The organism is Sphingomonas azotifigens NBRC 15497 (assembly GCF_002091475.1).
Taxonomy (GTDB): Bacteria; Pseudomonadota; Alphaproteobacteria; order Sphingomonadales; family Sphingomonadaceae; genus Sphingomonas; species Sphingomonas azotifigens.
In genome coordinates, this window is record NZ_BCTR01000001.1 from 205,221 (window position 1) to 223,711 (window position 18,491).

The window sequence follows — 18,491 nt, forward strand, 5'->3', positions numbered from 1 at the left end:
CTCAGAACTTTGACGTAACCCGCACGCCGTACGTCCGCGGCGGCGAATAGACGGCGAGGGCGGCCGAGCCGGCGCTGTAGATCTGCGCGCTTGCCTGGTAGCGATCGTCCTCGATGTTGCGGACATAGGCGGCGATCGACCAGCGATCGTCAGCCGATCCGAACGCGATCTGGGCGTTGCTCACCCAGGTACTGCCGACCAGTTGGTTCGGCATATATTCAAAGCCGACGACCCGGCTGGAGCGATACTGGGTATCGGCCGAGAGCACGGCCTTGTAGGCGCCCAGCGGCACGGTCTGCTGCGCGCCGAGGTTCATCGTCCATTTGGGCGACAGATAGGCGGCACGACCCGAGCAATCGATGTCGTAGGTGCCCGCCGTCGCGCTGGGGCGATAGGGGCAGCCGGTCACCGGCGGCGTCGCGCCGATCGGCTCGCGATAGACGAAGCTGTCATATTTCGCGTCGAGATACTGCACGTTCGCGCTGAGCAGCGTCGTCGGCGTGGCGAGCAGCTGGGCTTCGACCTCGACGCCCTTGTTGGTCGACTTGCCGACATTCTCGGTGAACTGGCCCTGGTTGCCGTTCTTGTCGATACCGGTGTGGTTGACCTGCTGGTTGCGATACTTCCACAGGAACGCCTCGACGTTCAGCTGCAGCCGGTTATCGAAGAACCGGTTTTTCATCCCGATCGTGTAGGCGTCGATATATTCCGGCTGGAACGTCTCGTAGCCCGCGGAGAGCGCGAAACCGCCCGAGCGATAGCCGGTCTCGTAATTGGCGTAGAGCAGCGAGTGCGGGCCGACATCGAATTCGGCACCGAGGTGATAGGTGAGACGATCGTTCGACAGCGTCGTGTTCACCGGCGTGACCGCATGAATCAGCAGGGCGCCGGTGGTGCCGATCGGCCGCGCCTGGTTGTCCGGCACGCTCGGGTAGATCGAGGTCGGCAGGTCCTGATAGCGGCCGGCCGAGGGCAGCAGCGGCGCGGTGGGGCAGCTCGGTCGTCCCTGCGCGACGACCGTGCAACGGACGAGGAACACGTCGGCGCGGCCGTCAAAGTCCTTGTCGTCCTTGGTGTAGCGCAGGCCGCCGATCAGCCGCAGCCGATCGCCGATATTGGCGGTGAGCCGGCCGAACCCGGCATAGGATTTGGTGCCCGAGCTAAACTGCTGATAGGCGTTCAGCGCCTGCTGCGCATAGAGATAGGTCGCCGCGACCGACTCGTCGAAATAATAGGCGCCGAGCATGTAATCGAACATGCCGATGCGGTTGCCGGCGAAGCGGACCTCCAGGCTCTTCTGCTCGTCGGTCTCGGCGACGTCGCCGTAAAAGGCCGGCACCGCGAAGCGGTTGTCGAGCTTGGAGTAGCGCCAGGACGGGATCACGGTCAGCGTGCCCGCGCCGGTACGCAGGCTGATCTCGGCATTGGCGCCGTAGTAGTTGTTGTCCAGATAGGGCTGCACGTCGAGCGGCACGAGGGTGCGGCCGGCAAGCCCGCTGAACAGCGTCTGGCGATAGGCCTGGGCGTCCGCCGAGAAGAGCCCGCTGTCCGGCCCGAAGCCCGATGGGACGAACAGGTTGGTCGTGCCGTTGAACACGATCCGGCCGGCATAGGTCGAGCCCGGTCCCTTGCCGCCGCTATGGGAGAAGTCGCCGCCGACGCGCACGGTCAGGTCGGGCGTCAGTTCGCTGAGCAGCTGGACGCGCAGCGCCTGCGTTTTCTCGTCGCTGGTGCCGTCGTCCTGGTAGCCGTCGCGGCTGACCACGTTGCCGGCGATGCGCAGCGCGCCATGCTCGCCCATCGCGACATTCACCGCGCCCTGGACGTTCAGCGCATTGTAATTGCCGTAGCTGGCAGTGACGAAGCCGCTGTTCTCGCCGATCCGGGGGCGGGTCGGCAGCACGTTGATCGCACCCGCGGTGGCGTTGCGGCCGTAGAGCGTGCCTTGCGGCCCCTTGAGCACCTCCACCCGCTCGAGATCGTAGAAGACGCCCGAAGTCGAGGTGGCGCGACCGAGATAGACGCCATCGTAATTGAAGGCGACCGCCGGGTCGCTATAGCCGTTGACGGTGAAATTGCCGACGCCGCGCAGGAAGAAGGTGGTGTTGGCGCCGCCCTGCGGCTGCGCGCTGAGCGAGGGGACCGAGTTGCCCAGTTCGTTCGAGCTGGTGAGTCCCTTGCTGACCAGCTGATCGCCGGTGACCACCGCGACGGGAATGCCCGCGCGCTGCAGGTTCTCCGCCTTGCGCTGCGCGGTGACGATGATTTCCTGCAGCCCTTGCTGGTCGGTCGCGCTGCTCGCTTGCTGCTGCGCCGCCTCGCCGGCTGCTTGCGCTTCGCTCTGCGCGTGCGCTTGCGTCGCGATGCCAGCGATCGTGAGCGCCAGTATCGAACTGGTTCGCCTCCATGCCCGGTTCACATCCATTCTCCTGATATGCGGATCTTTGGTTGTCCGCTGCGGCCGAGAATGGGTCGCTTTTGACATTAATCAAAATTCTAATATTTTATGATTATCCAATCATGGGATTGATGCATGCGGCTCGATCGCTTCGACCTGAACCTGCTGGTCGCCTTCCACACGCTGATGGAAGAGCGTAGCGTCACGCGGGCGGCGGAGCGGCTTCGCCTCACCCAGCCGGCGATGAGCGCGGCGCTGCGGCGCCTGCGCGACTCGTTCAACGATCCGCTGCTGGTTGCGAACGGCAAGCAGATGGTGCCCAGCCCGCACGCGCAGGAACTCGCACCGCGGGTGGCGGAAATCGTGGCGACCGCGCAGGCGCTGATCTCCAGTTCGACGCTGTTCGACCCGCGCACCTCGCGACGAAGCTTCCGGATCGCGGCGTCGGACTATGTCACCTCGATCGCGGTCCAGCCGCTGCTCGCCGAAATGGCGGTGCAGGCCCCCGGTATCCGCTGCTCGGTACTCCCGCCGCACACCGGGGTCACCGAGCAGATGGAGCGGGGCGAAGTCGACTGCATCATCTCGCCCGAGCAGTTCCAGGCGCACGGGCACCCGACCGAGCTGTTGTTCGAGGAGGAGCATGTCCTGCTCGGCTGGTCCGAGAACCCGCTGTTCGCCAAGCCGATCACCGAGGCTGAATACCAGGCGGCCGGTCATGTCGTGGTGGAGCTTTCCAACACGCCGGCCTTTGTCGAACAGTTCGTCCGCGCCCGCGGCGATACGCGGCGGATCGAAGTGACCGTCACCTCGTTCACCCTCGTGCCGTGGCTGCTGCCGGGCACGCAGCGGATCGCGCTGGTACATGCGCGACTCGCACGCCTGTTCATGGACAAGCTGCCGCTGGCGATGGCGCCGCCGCCGTTCCCGCTCCCCAAGATGCGCGAGATGATCCAGTTCAGCCGTGCTCGAGCCAGCGATCGCGGACTGGTCTGGCTGCGCGAGCGGCTGCGGCACCATGCCGGCGCGACGAATGCGGGCGAATAGCTGCCGACAAAGTTTTGCGACAAACCGCGCTTAGGGCGAGCCAAGAAAGGCGCGCGGCGCATGCGAATGGACGAGAGCAGGATGAACGAAAGCGACCCCCAGTTTGCCGCGCAGCACCAGCATGGGGTGGTCGAACGGGGCACCCTTTCACCCCGCGCCCGGAGGATCAGCTGGATCGTCGGGATCGTTGCCATCGTCGCGCTGGTCGCGCTGGCGGTGATGCTGTCGCAGGGCAGCGGCTCTTCCTCGGGCAAGCAGGGCGGACGCGCCGGCGGCGGGGGCGGGCGGCGGGGCGGCATGGCGCAGACGACGACGGTCGGCACCGCCAAGGCCGCGCTCGCCGATCTGCCCGTGCAGGTCGAGGCACTCGGCACGGTGACGCCGGCGGCGACCGTCACCGTCCGGCCGCAGGTTTCGGGCACGATCGTCCAGCTGCTTTATCGGGAGGGCCAGCTTGTCCAGAAGGGGCAGGCGCTCGCCGTCATCGATCCGCGGCCCTATCAGGCGGCGTTGCTGCAGGCCCGCGGCGCGCTCACCCGCGACCAGGCGCAGCTCGAAAATGCGCGGCTCCAGCTCGCCCGGTACAACACGCTGCTCACCCAGGACTCGATCGCGCGCCAGGACCGCGACACCCAGGCCGCCCTGGTCCACCAGCTGGAGGGCACCGTGCTCGCCGATCGCGGATCGGTGCAGCAGGCGCAGATCAATCTCGGCTATACCCGCATCGTCTCGCCGGTCAGCGGCCGCGCGGGCCTGAAGGTGGTCGATATCGGCAACTATATCGGCGCGGGCGACACCAACGGCATCGTCGTGGTGACCACGCTCCAGCCGATCGATGTCGAGTTCGCGATTCCGCAGCAACAGGCGCCCGAGATCCAGAAGCGCATCGCGCAGGGCGCGCAGATCCCGGCGATCGCGCTCGACAGCACCCGCACCAAGACGCTCGACACCGGCAGCTTCTCGACGCTTGACAACCGGGTGGATACCAGCACCGGCACGATCAAGGGCAAGGCCCGCTTCGCCAATGCCGGCTTCCAGCTCTACCCCAGCCAGTTCGTCAATGTCCGCCTGACGATCGAGACGGTGGCAAAGGCGGTGACCGTGCCGCCGGCCGCGATCCAGTCCGGCCCGAACGGCCCGTTCGTCTGGCTGCTCAAGCCCGACCGCACCGTCACCGAGCGCAAGGTGAAGCTGGGCGTCGCGGTGGCCGACAAGACCCAGATCACCGACGGCCTCGCCATCGGCGACACGGTGGTGACCGACGGTGCCGACCGGCTGAACGAAGGCGCCAAGGTCGCGCTGCCCGGCGATGCCCCGCCGGCGCGCGACGGGCAGGGCGGCGGCAAGCGGCGGCACCGCAGCGGCGGCCAGGGCGGCTGATCGGTGGGTCCGTCGCGCATCTTCATCCTCCGCCCGGTCGCGACCGCGCTGTTCATGGTCGCGATCGTGCTGGCGGGGCTGGTCGGCTTCAACAGCCTGTCGCTCTCGGCGCTGCCCGAGGTCGACTATCCGACGATCCAGGTCAGCACCCTCTATCCGGGCGGCAGCCCGGAGGTGATGACCCAGACTGTCACCGCGCCGCTGGAGCGCCAGTTCGGCCAGATGCCGGGGCTGACGCGAATGGAATCGACCAGTTCCTCGGGCGCGTCGGTGATCACGCTGCAGTTCAACCTGTCGACCGGCCTCGACGTCGCCGAGCAGGAAGTGCAGGCGGCGATCAACGCCTCGCAGGCGCTGCTGCCGGCCGACCTGCCGGCGCCGCCGGTCTATGCCAAGGTGAACCCCGCCGATGCGCCGATCCTGACGCTGGCGATCACCTCGAACACGATGCCGCTGACCCAGGTGCAGTCGCTGGTCGATACAAGGCTGGCGCAGAAGATCAGCCAGATCAGCGGCGTCGGCCTGGTCGGGCTGGCGGGCGGGCAAAAGCCGGCGATGCGGATCCGCGCCGATACCCAGAAGCTGTCCAGCTACGGCCTCAGCCTCGCCCAGATCCGCACCGCGATCGGCAATGCCAACGCCAATTCGGCCAAGGGCAGCTTCGACGGGCCCAACCGCTCCTACCAGATCAACGCCAATGACCAGCTGGAGACGGTGGACGACTACAAGAACCTGATCGTCAGCTACCAGAACAACGCGCCGGTGCGCCTGTCCGACGTGGCCGAGGTAGTGGAAGGCGCGGAGAACAGCCGGCTGGGCGCGCTCGCCAACGCAACCCCCGCGATCATCCTCAACGTCCAGCGCCAGCCCGGCGCCAACGTCATCGCGACGACCGACGCGATCAAGCGCCAGCTGCCCGAGCTGCTGAAGAGCCTGCCCGCCGGCCTCCATGCCGAGGTGCTGGCCGATCGCACCACCGGCATCCGCGCCTCGGTCCACGATGTCGAGTTCGAGCTGGTGCTCGCCGTCGTCCTCGTGGTGCTGGTGATCTTCTTCTTCCTGCACTCCGGCCGCGCGACGCTGGTGGCGGGGCTGGCCGTGCCGATCAGCCTGATCGGCACGTTCGGCGTGATGTACCTGCTCAACTACAGCCTCGACAATCTGTCGCTGATGGCGCTGACCATCGCGACCGGCTTCGTCGTCGACGACGCCATCGTGATGATCGAGAACATCCAGCGCCATATCGAGGACGGCATGGCGCCGTTCGAGGCGGCGCTGAAGGGCGCGGGCGAGATCGGCTTCACCATCATCTCGCTGACCGTCAGCCTGATCGCGGTGCTGATCCCGCTCTTGTTCATGGGCGACATCGTCGGCCGGCTGTTCCGCGAGTTCGCGGTGACGCTGGCGGTGACGATCCTGATCTCCGCCGTCGTCTCGCTCACCCTCACGCCGATGCTGTCGGCGCGCTGGCTGAAGCGGCCCAGTGAGGAAAAGCCAAGCCGCGTCGCGGAGCGCTCGGCCGCGCTGTTCGGCTGGGTCGAGCGCCGCTACGAGACCGGGCTCGATTTCGTGCTGCGCCGCCGCTTCGCGACACTGCTGGTGGCGATCGCCACGCTCGGGCTGACCGTGCTGCTCTACCTCGTCATCCCCAAGGGGCTGTTCCCCACCCAGGATACCGGGCAGCTCCAGGCGCGGATCGTCGCCACCAACGGCGTGTCGTACAGCCATATGGCGACGCTGCAGGCGCAGGCGGCCCGCGCGATCCTCGCCGATCCCGACGTGGAGACGCTGTCCTCCTATGTCGGCGTCGACGGATCGAACAACGCCTCGCTCAACGTCGGCACGATGCTGATCAACCTCAAGGCATCGCACGGCAACCAGGGCGCGATCATGCGGCGGCTGGAGGATGCGGTGGACCGGATCGCCGGCATCACCCTCTATGTCCAGCCGACCCAGGACCTGACGATCGACGCCGAGAGCGGCCCGACCCAGTATCGCTTCTCGGTCGAGGGATCGAACACCGCCGACGTGAACGGCGAGGCGCAGCGGATCGCCGCGGCGCTGCGCCATGTGGGCAAGGTCGCCAACGTCTCGACCGATGCCGGCGCGACCGGCGCGGCCGCCTATGTCGACATCGATCGCGACAGCGCGGCGCGGCTCAACATCACCGCCTCCAGCGTCGACGACACGCTCTATTCGGCGTTCGGCCAGCGCATCGTCTCGACCATCTTTACCGAGACGACCCAGTATCGCGTGATCCTGGAGGCGGTGCCGGGGCTCGCCACCGATCCGCAATCGCTGGGGCTGTTGCATCTGCCGTCGCAGGGCGGATCGACCCCGCTGGGCGCGGTGGCGACGATCCGCGAGGGGCGCTCGCCGCTTGCCGTCACCCATGTCGGCCAGTTTCCGGCCGCGACGGTCAACTTCGACACCGCCTCGGGCGTGTCGCTCGGCACCGCGACCAATGCGATCCGCGACACCATCGCGCAGCTGAAGCTCAAGCCCGGCGTGTCGGTGACCTTCCTCGGCGCGGCGGGGGCATTCTCCGCCTCGCTCGGCAACCAGCTGGTGCTGATCCTGGCGGCGATCGTCTGCGTCTACATCGTGCTGGGCGTGCTCTATGAGAGCTTCATCCACCCGGTCACGATCCTGTCGACGCTGCCCTCGGCGGCGGTGGGCGCGCTGTTCGCCCTCTGGGTGACGGGGCACAATCTCGACGTGATCGGCATCATCGGCATCGTGCTGCTGATCGGCATCGTGAAGAAGAACGCGATCATGATGATCGACTTCGCGATCGCCGCCGAACGCGACGAGGGGCTCGCCCCCGCCGCGGCCATCCGGCAGGCGGCGATCCTGCGGTTCCGCCCGATCCTGATGACCACGCTGGCGGCGCTGTTCGCGGCGGTGCCGCTGATGCTGGGGCTGGGCGAGGGCGCCGAGCTGCGCCGGCCGCTCGGCATCGCGATCTTCGGCGGCCTGCTGGTCAGCCAGCTGCTGACGATGTTCACTACGCCGATCGTCTATCTCTATTTCGATCGCGCGCAGCAGAAGCTGGCCAAGCATGGCTGGGGCACGCGCACCAGCCCGAACGTGACGCCGGAGGCGGGCGCTTGAACCTCTCCGCGCCCTTCATCCGGCGCCCGATCGGCACCGTCCTGCTGACGATCGGGCTGGCGCTGGCGGGCATCGCCGCCTTCTTCTCGCTGGCGGTGGCGCCGCTACCCGCGATCGACCTGCCGACGATCAGCGTCTCGGCGAACCTCTCCGGCGCCAGCCCCGAGGTGATGGCGCAAAGCATCGCCACGCCGCTCGAACGCCGCCTGTCGACGATCGCCGGCGTGACCGAAATGACCTCGTCGAGCTCGCTCGGCACGACGCGGATCACGCTGCAGTTCGATCTGTCGGTCAACATCGATTCCGCCGCGCGCGAGGTGCAGGCCGCGATCAACGCCGCCCGCGCCGACCTGCCGGCGACGCTCAAGCAAAACCCCACCTATCGCAAGGTCAACCCCGCCAACCAGCCGGTGATTACGCTGGCGCTCTGGTCCGACACCAAGACGGCGGGGCAGATCTACGACGCGGTTTCCAACACCGTGCAGCAGCGCATGCTGCAGATCCAGGGCGTCGGCGATGTCGAGCTGGGCGGCGGATCGCTGCCGGCGGTGCGGGTGGACGTAAATCCATACCGCCTGAACAGCTACGGCATCTCGATGGAGGATGTCCGCGCCGCGATCGAGGCGGCGGACGCCAATCGCCCCAAGGGCCTGCTCCAGAGCAGCGTGACCGGCCGCGCCTGGCAGATCTACACCAATGCCGCGGGCCGGGTGGCGGCGGACTATCGCCCGCTGGTCATCGCCTGGCGGAGCGGCGCGCCTGTGCGGCTGGGCGACATCGCCACGGTGAGCGACAGCGTCGCCGACCTGCGCACGCTCGGCCTCTACAACGGCAAGCGCGCGATCGTCGTCAACATCACCCAGCAGCCCGACGCCAACCTGATCCAGATGGTCGACGCGATCCGCGCAGAGCTGCCGACGCTGCGCGCCCAGATCCCCGCCGACATCCATCTCGACGTCGCGATGGACCGGACCAGTTCGATCCGCGCCTCGATCCGCGAGATCGAGATCACCGTGCTGGTTGCGCTGGTGCTGGTCGTCCTTGTCGTCTTCGCCTTTCTGCGCGACGTGCGATCGACCTTCATCCCGGCGGTGGCGACGATCGTGTCGCTGCTCGGCACCTTCGGGGTGATGTACCTGCTGGGGTTCAGCCTCAACAACATTTCGCTGATGGCGATCACCGTCGCCACCGGCTTCGTCGTCGACGATGCGATCGTCGTGCTGGAGAATACCACCCGGCACCTGGAACAGGGCATGGGCCGGCTCGAGGCGGCGCTGCGCGGCGCGCGCGAGGTGGGGTTCACCGTGCTGTCGATGTCGATCGGCCTGATCGCGGTGTTCATCCCATTGCTGTTCATGGGCGGGCTGGTCGGGCGGCTGTTCCGCGAGTTCGCGGTCACCCTGTCGGCTGCGGTGATGATCAGCCTGGTCCTCTCGCTCACCACCACGCCGATGCTCTGCGCCTGGTTCCTGCGCGTGCCGCAACACGATGCCGTGCCCAGGCGACCCGGCCGCTTCGCCCGCCTGCTGGAGGGCGGCTATGCCCGGCTCGAGCGCGGCTATGCGCGGGTGCTCGACTGGGCGCTGGCGATGAAGCCGCTGGTGGTACTGCTGCTGATCGCGGTGATGGGGCTCACCGTCTATCTTTATATCGTCGTGCCCAAGGGCTTCTTCCCGCAGCAGGAATCGCCGCTGATCTTCGCCGGCGTCCGCGCCGACCAGAGCGTGTCCTTCCTGTCGATGCAGGACAAGCTCACCCAGGTCGTCACCGTCATCAAGAAGGACCGCGCGGTGCAGAGCGTGGTCGGCTTCACCGGCGGCAGCCGCGGCGGCGGCGCGTTCATGCTGATCGCGCTGAAGCCGATCGCGCAGCGGCCGGGCCAGCCGAGCACGGTGGTGATCCAGCGGCTGCAGCGCGCGCTCCAGCCGGTGGAAGGTATTCGCCTGTTCCTCTCGCCCGTGCAGGACCTGCGCGCCGGCGGCCGTTCGGGCAATGCCACCTATCAGTACACGCTGATGGCTGACAGCACCGCGCATCTGAAGGTCTGGGCGCAGAAGCTCAACGACGCGATGGCGAAGAGCCCGGTCTTCACCAATGTCGACAGCGATCTGGCCGAAAACGGCGTGGAGAGCTTCGTCACGATCGATCGCGATGCGGCCGCGCGGGTCGGCATTTCGCCGCGCGATGTCGACAACGCGCTGTACGACGCCTTCGGCCAGCGCAACGTCGCGACCATCTACGAGGACATCAACCAGTATAGCGTGATCCTCGGCTGGGATCCGGCGGCGACCACCGGCCCGCACATGCTGCCGGACATCCGGATCCCTGCCCAGTCGGTCGCGACCGACAATCTGAGCCGCACCAGCGCTTCGGGTAGTGCGGTGAACGTCGTCGCACCGCCGCCGACCACCACGACCGGCGCCACGGGCGCGACGGGCACCGGCACCGCGACCACCAAGGCGGCGACCAGCGGTGCCGTCCCGTCCAATCCGGCGCTGCGCAATCCCTCGACCGGCTCGGCGCTGAGCAACACCGCGCACGCGATGGTGCCGCTGCCCGCGCTCGCCACCGTCCGCCAGGCGCCTACCGCGGCGAGCGTCAACCACCAGGGCACTGAAGTCGCCGCGACGATCTCGTTCGATCTCCAGCCCGGCAAGGCGCTGTCCGACGCACGCGCCGCGATCGATGCGGCCGAGGCGCAGATCGCCATGCCCAGCACGGTGCATGGCGCCTTTGCCGGCACCGCGCTCACCTATCAGCAGCAACAGGGATCGCAGCCGCTGCTGATCCTGGCGGCGCTGGTCGCGATCTACATCGTGCTCGGGATTCTCTACGAGAGCCTGATCCATCCGCTGACCGTGCTCTCCACCCTGCCGGCGGCGGGGACCGGCGCGGTGCTGGCGCTGATCGTTTGCGGGATGGAATTCGACATCATCGCGCTGATCGGGTTGTTCCTGCTGCTCGGCATCGTCAAGAAGAACGCCATCCTGATCATCGACTTCGCGCTCGCTGCTCAGCGCGAGCGCGGGCTTTCGGCGGAGGACGCCGCGCGCGAGGCGAGCCTGCTGCGCTTCCGCCCGATCCTGATGACCACGATCGCGGCGGCGCTCGGCGCGCTGCCGCTGGCGATCGGCTTCGGCGAAGGCGCCGAGCTGCGCCGGCCGCTGGGCGTCGCCATCGTCGGCGGGCTGATCGCCAGCCAGGTGCTGACCCTGATCACCACGCCGGTCATCTACGTCCTGCTCGATCGTCTGGCGCGGCGCCGCCGGCGATCCTCTCCCCAGCCAGTTCGCGAGCTTCCCGCATGACCACCCGCATCCGCCTTCGTCCGATCGCATCGCTGCTGGCGCTGAGCGCGCTCGCGGGCTGCTCGCTCGCACCGCCCTATCAGCGCCCCGAGGTGGCAACGGCGACTCCGCCCGCGTGGAAGACGGTGGATGGCTGGCGTCCCGCCAATCCCAATGACGGCGCGCTGCGCCCAGACTGGTGGACGAGCTTCGGCGACGCGACGCTGAACGACCTGATCGCCCGCGCCAACGCGCACAACCAGACGCTCGCCCAGGCCGCCGCCGTCTGGCGCCAGGCGACCGCCGCGACCCGCGAGGCGCGCGCCAGCCTGTTTCCGACGGTAAGCGCCACCGGATCGGTGACTCACACGCACAGCGGCACCTCGGTCCGCAACGCTACCGACAGCGGCACCGGCGCGACCGTGATCAACGGCCAGAGTTCCGACAGCTTCCGGATCAATGCGCAGGCGAGCTGGACCCCGGACCTGTTCGGCAGCGTCACCAACACGGTCCGCAACGCCCGCTATACCGAAGAGGCACGGCTGGCCGACGTCGCCAACGCCCGGCTGGCGATCCAGGGCGAGCTGGTCACCGACTATCTGAGCCTGCGCGCCACCGACGCCACCATCGCCAGCCTTACCGCGACGGTGGAGGCCTATCAGCGCTCGCTGGAGATCGCCTCGAACCAGTACAAGGCGGGGATCGTCGCCAAGACCGACGTGTTTCAGGCGCAATCGCAGCTCGCCTCGGCCCAGTCCGATCTCGAAGGCCAGACGCGGACGCGGGCGCAGTATGAGGACGCGATCGCCGTGCTCATCGGCGAGAACCCGGCCGGCTTCCGCATCGCCTCCACCGGCGCCGCCTGGACGCCGGTGGTACCCGATGCGCCCGTCGCGCTACCTTCCGCTCTGGTCGAGCGCCGGCCGGACATCGCCGCCGCCGAGCGTGCGGTGGCCGCGGCGAATGCGACGATCGGCATCAACCGCGCCGCCTATTTCCCGACGGTGAGCCTCACCGGCAGCGGCGGCTTCTCCAGTAACGCGCTGTCCAGCCTGTTCGACGCTGGCGCCTCGCTCTGGTCGCTCGGCGCCTCGGTCGCCGAGACGCTGCTCGATTTCGGTGCGCGCGGTGCCCGAGTGGCGCAGGCGCGCGCCGCCTATGACGCGGCCGTCGCCAACTACCGTCAGGTGACGCTCACCGCCTTCCAGGGCGTGCAGGACAATCTGGTCGCGCAGGAGGTGCTGGCGCGGCAGGAGACGTATCTGCGCACCGCCTCGATCGCGGCCGATCAGTCGGAGACGACGCTGCGCAACCAGTATCGCGCCGGCATCGTCGTCTACAGCAACGTGGTGAGCGCGCAGGCCACCGCGCTGAGCGCCCGCCGCGCGCTGATCCAGGGGCAGCTCGACCGGCAGACCGCCTATGTCGCGCTGGTCCAGGCGCTGGGGGGCGGATGGACCCTGGCCGATCTGAACGACAACGCGCGGCAGGTTGCCCGGACCCAGGGGCGCTGAGCGCCTCGCTCACCTGAATTTTCCGCGTTCGTCGCAGGAAAGCGCATCGTCGGCTAGACGCGCGTATAGCAGCCGGAACGCGCGCGACGCTGTACCGTTCGGCCATCATGCATTCCCCCGATGATGCCGAGCACCTGAAACGCGCCGCGGCAGCCGCTGCGGTCGAGGAGGTGCGGGACGGCATGATCGTCGGCCTCGGCACCGGCAGCACCGCGGCGCATGTCGTGCAGCTGTTGGGCGCGCGCGTCGCGGCGGGGCTCGACATCGCCGCGGTCGCCACGTCACGCGCTACCGCGGCGGCGGCGCGTACTGCCGGTATTCGCCTGCTGGTCCCGGACGAACGTACCGCCATCGATCTTTGCATCGACGGAGTCGACGAGATCGATCCGCGTCTTCGCGCGATCAAGGGGGGCGGCGGGGCGATGCTGCTCGAGAAGGTCGTCGCCACGCTGGCGCGCCGCAACATCGCCATCGCCGATGCCTCGAAGCAGGTCGAACGGCTGGGCGCCCGCGCGGTGCCGGTCGAGATCCTGCCGGCGGCGCGGGGTCTGGTCGCCCGGGAGCTGTCCCGCCTCGGCGGCACGGCCGACCTGCGGCTGCGCGGCGGGGACGCGTGGGTGACGGATGCCGGGCATCACATCCTCGATGCCCGCTTTCCGGACCTCGCCGATCCATCCCCCCTGGCCGCGGCGCTGTCGGCGATTCCCGGTGCCCTGGGGCACGGGCTTTTCCTCACCGAAATCGATGCGCTCTACGTCGCCGGTTCCGATGGGGTGACCCGTCAGAAACGACCGATAGATGAATAAGATTGCAGCCTTTCGCGAACCCACCCGTTGCACCGCAACGAACGGAGTTGCTTGATCCATGTCCGACCTCAGCCAGCAGATTCACGAAGACGGCTCGCCCGATCGCCTCGCCATCGACACCATCCGCACGCTTGCGATGGACGCGGTGCAAAAGGCCAATAGCGGCCATCCCGGCACCCCCATGGCGCTCGCACCCGTGGTGCACACGCTGTGGAGCCGTTTCCTGCGCTATGACCCTGCCGCGCCGGACTGGCCGAACCGCGACCGCTTCGTCCTGTCGGTCGGCCATGCCTCGATGCTGCTCTATGCGGTGCTGCATCTGGCCGGCGTCCGCGAAATCGACGCGGACGGGCAGCCGACCGGCGCGCCGGCGGTGAGCCTCGACGACATCAAGCAGTTCCGCCAGCTCTCGTCCAAGACGCCGGGCCATCCCGAATATCGGATGACCACCGGCGTCGAGACCACCACCGGTCCGCTCGGCCAGGGGTGCGGCAATTCGGTCGGCATGGCCATCGCCGAGCGCGCGCTCGCCGCCCGCTACAATCGCGACGGCTTCGACCTGTTCGACCATGACGTCTATGTCCTGTGCGGCGACGGCGACATGATGGAAGGCGTCTCGGGCGAGGCTGCCTCGATCGCCGGGCACCTCAAGCTCTCCAACCTCTGCTGGATCTATGACAGCAACCATATCTCGATCGAAGGCAGCACCGATCTCGCCTTCGACGAGGATGTCGGCCAGCGCTTCCAGGCCTATGGCTGGAACGTCCTGCATGTCGACGATGCCAATGATGCGGAGGCGATCGCCCAGGCGCTCGAAACCTTCCGCGCGACCACCGATGCGCCGACCTTCATCATCGTCCATTCGGTGATCGGTTGGGGCTCGCCCCGCGCCGGCAGCGAGAAGGCGCATGGCGAAGCGCTGGGCGAGGACAATGTCCGTGCGACCAAACAGGCCTATGGCTGGCCCGAGGACGCGCAGTTCCTGGTGCCGGACGGCGTGGCCGAGCGCTTCGGCGCGGCGGTCGCCGATCGCGGCAGGCCGGCGCGGGAAGCATGGGAAGCGCTGTTCGCGCGCTACCACGAGACCTTCCCGCAAGAGGCCGCCGAGATTGACGAGCTCCGCCGCGGCAAGCTCCATGACGGCTGGCAGCAGGCGATCCCGCGCTTCGATGCCGATGCCAAGGGCCTTGCCTCGCGCGACAGCAGTGGCAAGGTAATCAACGCGGTCGCCCCGCACGTGCCCGCCCTGCTCGGCGGCGCGGCGGACCTCTCGCCTTCGACCAAGACCGACATCAAGGGCGCGAATTCGTTCGAGGCGACCAACTATGCCGGCAAGAACCTGCATTTCGGCGTGCGCGAACATGCGATGGGCTCGATCGCCAATGGCATGGCGCTGAGCTATCTGCGCCCCTATACGGCGACCTTCCTGGTCTTCGCCGACTATATGCGCGCGCCGATCCGCCTTGCGGCGATCATGGAGCTGCCGGTCGTCTTCGTGTTCACCCACGATTCCATCGGTGTCGGCGAGGACGGGCCGACCCACCAGCCGATCGAGCATCTCGCCACGCTGCGCGCGATCCCGGGCCTCGACACGATCCGCCCGGGCGATGCCAACGAGGTCGCGGTCGCCTGGAAGGTGGCGCTGGAGCACAGCCACGAACCGACCGCGCTGATCCTCTCGCGCCAGGCGATCCCGACGCTCGACCGCAGCAACTATGCCTCGGCCGATGGGCTGGAGCGCGGCGGCTATGTGCTCGCCGATGCCGCGGGCGGCGCGCCGGAGGTGATCCTGATCGGCACCGGCTCCGAACTGCCGATGGTGGTCGAGGCGCATGAGCGCCTCACCGCCGAGGGCGTGCGCTCACGCGTCGTCTCGCTGCCGAGCTGGTATCTGTTCGAGAAGCAAGACCGCGCCTATCGCGAATCCGTGTTGCCGCCGGACGTGATGGCGCGCGTGGCGGTCGAGCAGGCGGGGTCGATGGGCTGGGACCGCTATGTGACCAGCCACGGTGCCACGATCACCATGTCGACCTTCGGTGCCTCGGCGCCGCTTGCCAAGCTGCAGGAGAAATACGGCTTCACCGTCGACAATGTGGTGAAGGTCGCGCGCGACGTACTGGAGCAGGCCAAATGAGCGCCGAGAGCAAGTTGAAGCAGCTCCACGCAGCCGGTCAGGCCGCATGGCTCGACTTCGTCGACCGCAGCTTCCTGCGCGAGGGCGGCTTGCGGAAGCTCATCGCCGAGGACGGGCTGACCGGCGTCACCTCCAACCCGTCGATCTTCGAAAAGGCGATGGGGCACGGCGATGCCTATGACGCGGGCTTCAACGGCTTTCTCGGCACCGGCGATGCCAGCGTGGCCGACGTGTACGAAAGCCAGGCGATCGCCGACATCAAGGCGGCCGCCGCCGATCTGCGCGCGGTCTATGACCGGCTCGGCGGGCGCGACGGCTATGTCAGCCTCGAAGTCTCGCCCTATCTCGCCAACGGCACCCAGACGACGATCGAGGAGGCCAGGCGGCTGTGGCGCCATGTCGACGAGCCGAACCTGATGGTTAAAGTCCCCGGCACCAAGGCCGGCGTGCCTGCGATCCGCCAGCTGATCGAGGACGGGATCAACATCAACGTCACCCTCCTGTTCTCGCAGGAAAGCTATCAGGCGGTCGCCGAGGCCTATCTCGCCGGCCTGGAAGCGCGCGTCGCCAAGGGCGAAGCGGTGGATCGGATCGCAAGCGTCGCCAGTTTCTTCGTCAGCCGCATCGACATCCAGATCGACAAGAAGATCGATGCGCGCGTCGCCGCGGGCGATCCGGAGAGCGATGCGCTCAGGGCCCTGCGCGGCAAGGTCGCGATCGCCAATGCCAAGCGGGCCTATGCCTGGTATCTGGAGATGATCGCCAGCCCGCGCTGGCAGGCGCTCGCCGCCAAGGGAGCGATGCCGCAGCGGCTGCTCTGGGCGTCGACGGGCGTGAAGGATCCGGCCTATCCGGACACGCTCTATGTCGACACGCTGATCGGGCCGGACACGGTCAACACCATGCCGCCCAAGACGATGGACGCCTTTCGCGACCACGGCACCGTCGCGGACACGCTGACCGACGGGCTGGAGGAAGCGCGGCACGTGCTCGCCGAGGCCGAGCGGCTGGGCCTCGGCCTCGACGAGATCACCCGGGCGCTTGTGCTCGACGGGGTGCAGCAGTTCGGCGATGCCGCCGATGCGCTGCTCGGGGCGGTCGCGGCCAAGCGCACGGCGCATCTCGGCAAGCGGCTGAACGGCTTCGCGGCGCAGCTGCCCGACGACCTTGCCAAGGCCGTCGAGGAACGGCTGGAGACCGCGCGCGCCGACGCCTGGTCGCGGCGGCTCTGGGCGGGCGACGCGACATTGTGGACCGGCGGCGATGAAGCCAAATGGCTCGGCTGGCTCCCCGCCGCGCGCGGCGAGCGGGTGGACATGGCCGCGCTCCAGCAGCTTGCCGAGAAGGCCAGGGCATTCCGCGACGTCGTGCTGCTCGGCATGGGCGGATCGAGCCTGGGGCCTGAGGTGCTCGCCCTGATCCTCGGCAATGCGCCCGGCAGCCCCAGGCTCCACGTGCTCGACACCACCGATCCCGGCCAGATCGCCGCGGTGGCGGCGCAAATCGATCCGGCCGAGACGCTGTTCATCGTCTCCTCCAAATCGGGCTCGACGCTGGAGCCCGAACTGCTCCGCGCCTATTTCTTCGCGGCGAGCGGCCGCAAGGGCGCGCACTTCGTCGCGGTGACCGATCCCGGCTCGAAGCTGGAGGAAACGGCGAAAACCGATGGCTTCGCCGCGATCTTCCACGGCGATCCGGCGATCGGCGGGCGCTACTCGGTCCTGTCGGTGTTCGGCATGGTACCCGCCGCCGCGATGGGCCTCGACCTGCCCGCCTTCTTCCAGGCGACCGCGCCGATGGTGTTTGCGTGCGGCGCAGATGTGCCGCCCGCCGCCAATCCCGGCGTTCGGCTGGGGGTGCTGCTCGGCGAAGCTGCCAAGGCCGGGCGCGACAAGCTGACCATCCTTGCTGCCCCGCCACTGGCGCCGCTCGGCGCCTGGCTGGAGCAGCTGCTGGCGGAATCGACGGGCAAGCAGGGCAGGGGGATCGTGCCGGTCGATCTCGAGCCGCTCGGCGCACCCGAAGTCTATGGCAAGGACCGTGTCTTCGTGCAGTTCGCCCTTGCCGGCGCTGCGGGTGGTGATGATGCGGCGCAGCTGGAGGCGCTCGCCGCAGCCGGGCATCCGGTGGTGCGGATCACGCTCGATACGCCGCAGCAGATCGGGCAGGAGTTCTTCCGCTGGGAGGTCGCGACGGCGATCGCCGGTGCGGTGATCGGCATCGATCCGTTCGACCAGCCCGATGTCGAGGACGCCAAGGTCGCGACGCGCACGCTGGTCGAGGCCTATGAAGCGTCGGGCGCACTCGATCCCGAGCAGCCGATCGCCGACAACGCGGATTTCGCCCTCTATGCCGCCAAGGGGCAGGCACTGTCCGGCAGCCCGGCGAGCCTGCTGGCCGATCATTTCGCGGCGCTGCTGCCCGGCGACTATGCCGGCTTCCTCGCCTATATCGAGCGGAACGATGCCGACACCGCGGCGCTCACGGCGATGCGGGTCGCGGTGCGCGACAAGAAGCGCGTGGCGACCGTCGCCGGCTTCGGTCCGCGCTTCCTCCATTCGACCGGCCAGGCGTACAAGGGCGGCCCGAACACCGGTGTCTTCCTCACCATCACCCGCGACCCCGAGCCGGACCTGGCCGTGCCGGGCCGCAAGGCGAGCTTCGGCACCGTCCAGATCGCCCAGGCGCGCGGCGACACGGACGTGCTCGCCGAGCGCGGCCGCCGCGTGCTGCGCCTGCACTTGAAGCGCGGCGGGGGTGGGATAGAAGCCCTGGCATCGGCCGTGCGTGCGGCCCTCTGATTTCAGCGAA

9 protein-coding genes are annotated in these 18,491 nt (G+C 68.3%); 8 read left to right on the forward strand and 1 reads right to left on the reverse strand.

What is annotated here, in order from left to right; translation table 11 throughout:
- Position 1: 1 nt before the first annotated feature.
- On the reverse strand, positions 2 to 2,419 hold the full coding sequence (locus tag SAZ01S_RS00905; RefSeq protein ID WP_245824470.1) for a TonB-dependent receptor: 2,418 nt from the start codon (positions 2,417 to 2,419) through the stop codon (positions 2 to 4).
- A gap of 114 nt (positions 2,420 to 2,533) precedes the next feature.
- Here SAZ01S_RS00905 and SAZ01S_RS00910 point away from each other — a divergent pair, with 114 nt between their 5' ends.
- From SAZ01S_RS00910 to SAZ01S_RS00945, 8 genes are all read left to right on the forward strand, one after another.
- Positions 2,534 to 3,445, forward strand: a complete 912-nt coding sequence (locus SAZ01S_RS00910) for a LysR family transcriptional regulator (protein ID WP_084579111.1) — start codon at positions 2,534 to 2,536, stop codon at positions 3,443 to 3,445.
- An 81-nt stretch (positions 3,446 to 3,526) separates the two neighbouring features.
- Complete coding sequence (locus SAZ01S_RS00915; RefSeq protein ID WP_084579301.1) at positions 3,527 to 4,825, forward strand: efflux RND transporter periplasmic adaptor subunit; 1,299 nt, start codon at positions 3,527 to 3,529, stop codon at positions 4,823 to 4,825.
- 3 nt (positions 4,826 to 4,828) lie between these two features.
- The gene (locus tag SAZ01S_RS00920; protein ID WP_084579113.1) at positions 4,829 to 7,939 is read left to right on the forward strand and encodes an efflux RND transporter permease subunit; all 3,111 of its coding nucleotides are present in this window, start codon (positions 4,829 to 4,831) and stop codon (positions 7,937 to 7,939) included.
- Positions 7,936 to 11,247, forward strand: coding sequence for an efflux RND transporter permease subunit (locus SAZ01S_RS00925; RefSeq protein ID WP_084579115.1), 3,312 nt, complete (start codon positions 7,936 to 7,938; stop codon positions 11,245 to 11,247). The genes SAZ01S_RS00920 and SAZ01S_RS00925 overlap by 4 nt, the downstream gene beginning before the upstream one ends.
- A complete protein-coding gene (locus SAZ01S_RS00930; RefSeq protein WP_084579117.1) occupies positions 11,244 to 12,740 on the forward strand; it encodes an efflux transporter outer membrane subunit in 1,497 nt (498 codons plus the stop codon). Before SAZ01S_RS00925 ends, SAZ01S_RS00930 begins: the two co-directional genes overlap by 4 nt.
- Positions 12,741 to 12,847: 107 nt before the next feature.
- Entirely contained in the window at positions 12,848 to 13,546 is a 699-nt protein-coding gene (rpiA, locus tag SAZ01S_RS00935; RefSeq protein WP_084579119.1) for a ribose-5-phosphate isomerase RpiA, read from the forward strand.
- Between the two features lie 58 nt (positions 13,547 to 13,604).
- The gene (gene tkt, locus SAZ01S_RS00940; protein WP_084579121.1) at positions 13,605 to 15,680 is read left to right on the forward strand and encodes a transketolase; all 2,076 of its coding nucleotides are present in this window, start codon (positions 13,605 to 13,607) and stop codon (positions 15,678 to 15,680) included.
- On the forward strand, positions 15,677 to 18,481 hold the full coding sequence (locus SAZ01S_RS00945; RefSeq protein WP_084579123.1) for a bifunctional transaldolase/phosoglucose isomerase: 2,805 nt from the start codon (positions 15,677 to 15,679) through the stop codon (positions 18,479 to 18,481). The genes tkt and SAZ01S_RS00945 overlap by 4 nt, the downstream gene beginning before the upstream one ends.
- The last annotated feature ends 10 nt before the right edge of the window (positions 18,482 to 18,491 follow it).

Excerpts from the sequence above, each read along its gene's own strand:
- SAZ01S_RS00910 (WP_084579111.1), top strand. The coding sequence starts at position 2,534 with ATGCGGCTCGATCGCTTCGACCTGAACCTGCTGGTCGCCTTCCACACG.
- SAZ01S_RS00915 (WP_084579301.1), top strand. The coding sequence starts at position 3,527 with ATGAACGAAAGCGACCCCCAGTTTGCCGCGCAGCACCAGCATGGGGTG.
- SAZ01S_RS00930 (WP_084579117.1), top strand. The coding sequence starts at position 11,244 with ATGACCACCCGCATCCGCCTTCGTCCGATCGCATCGCTGCTGGCGCTG.
- rpiA (WP_084579119.1), top strand. The coding sequence starts at position 12,848 with ATGCATTCCCCCGATGATGCCGAGCACCTGAAACGCGCCGCGGCAGCC.
- tkt (WP_084579121.1), top strand. The coding sequence starts at position 13,605 with ATGTCCGACCTCAGCCAGCAGATTCACGAAGACGGCTCGCCCGATCGC.
- SAZ01S_RS00945 (WP_084579123.1), top strand. The coding sequence starts at position 15,677 with ATGAGCGCCGAGAGCAAGTTGAAGCAGCTCCACGCAGCCGGTCAGGCC.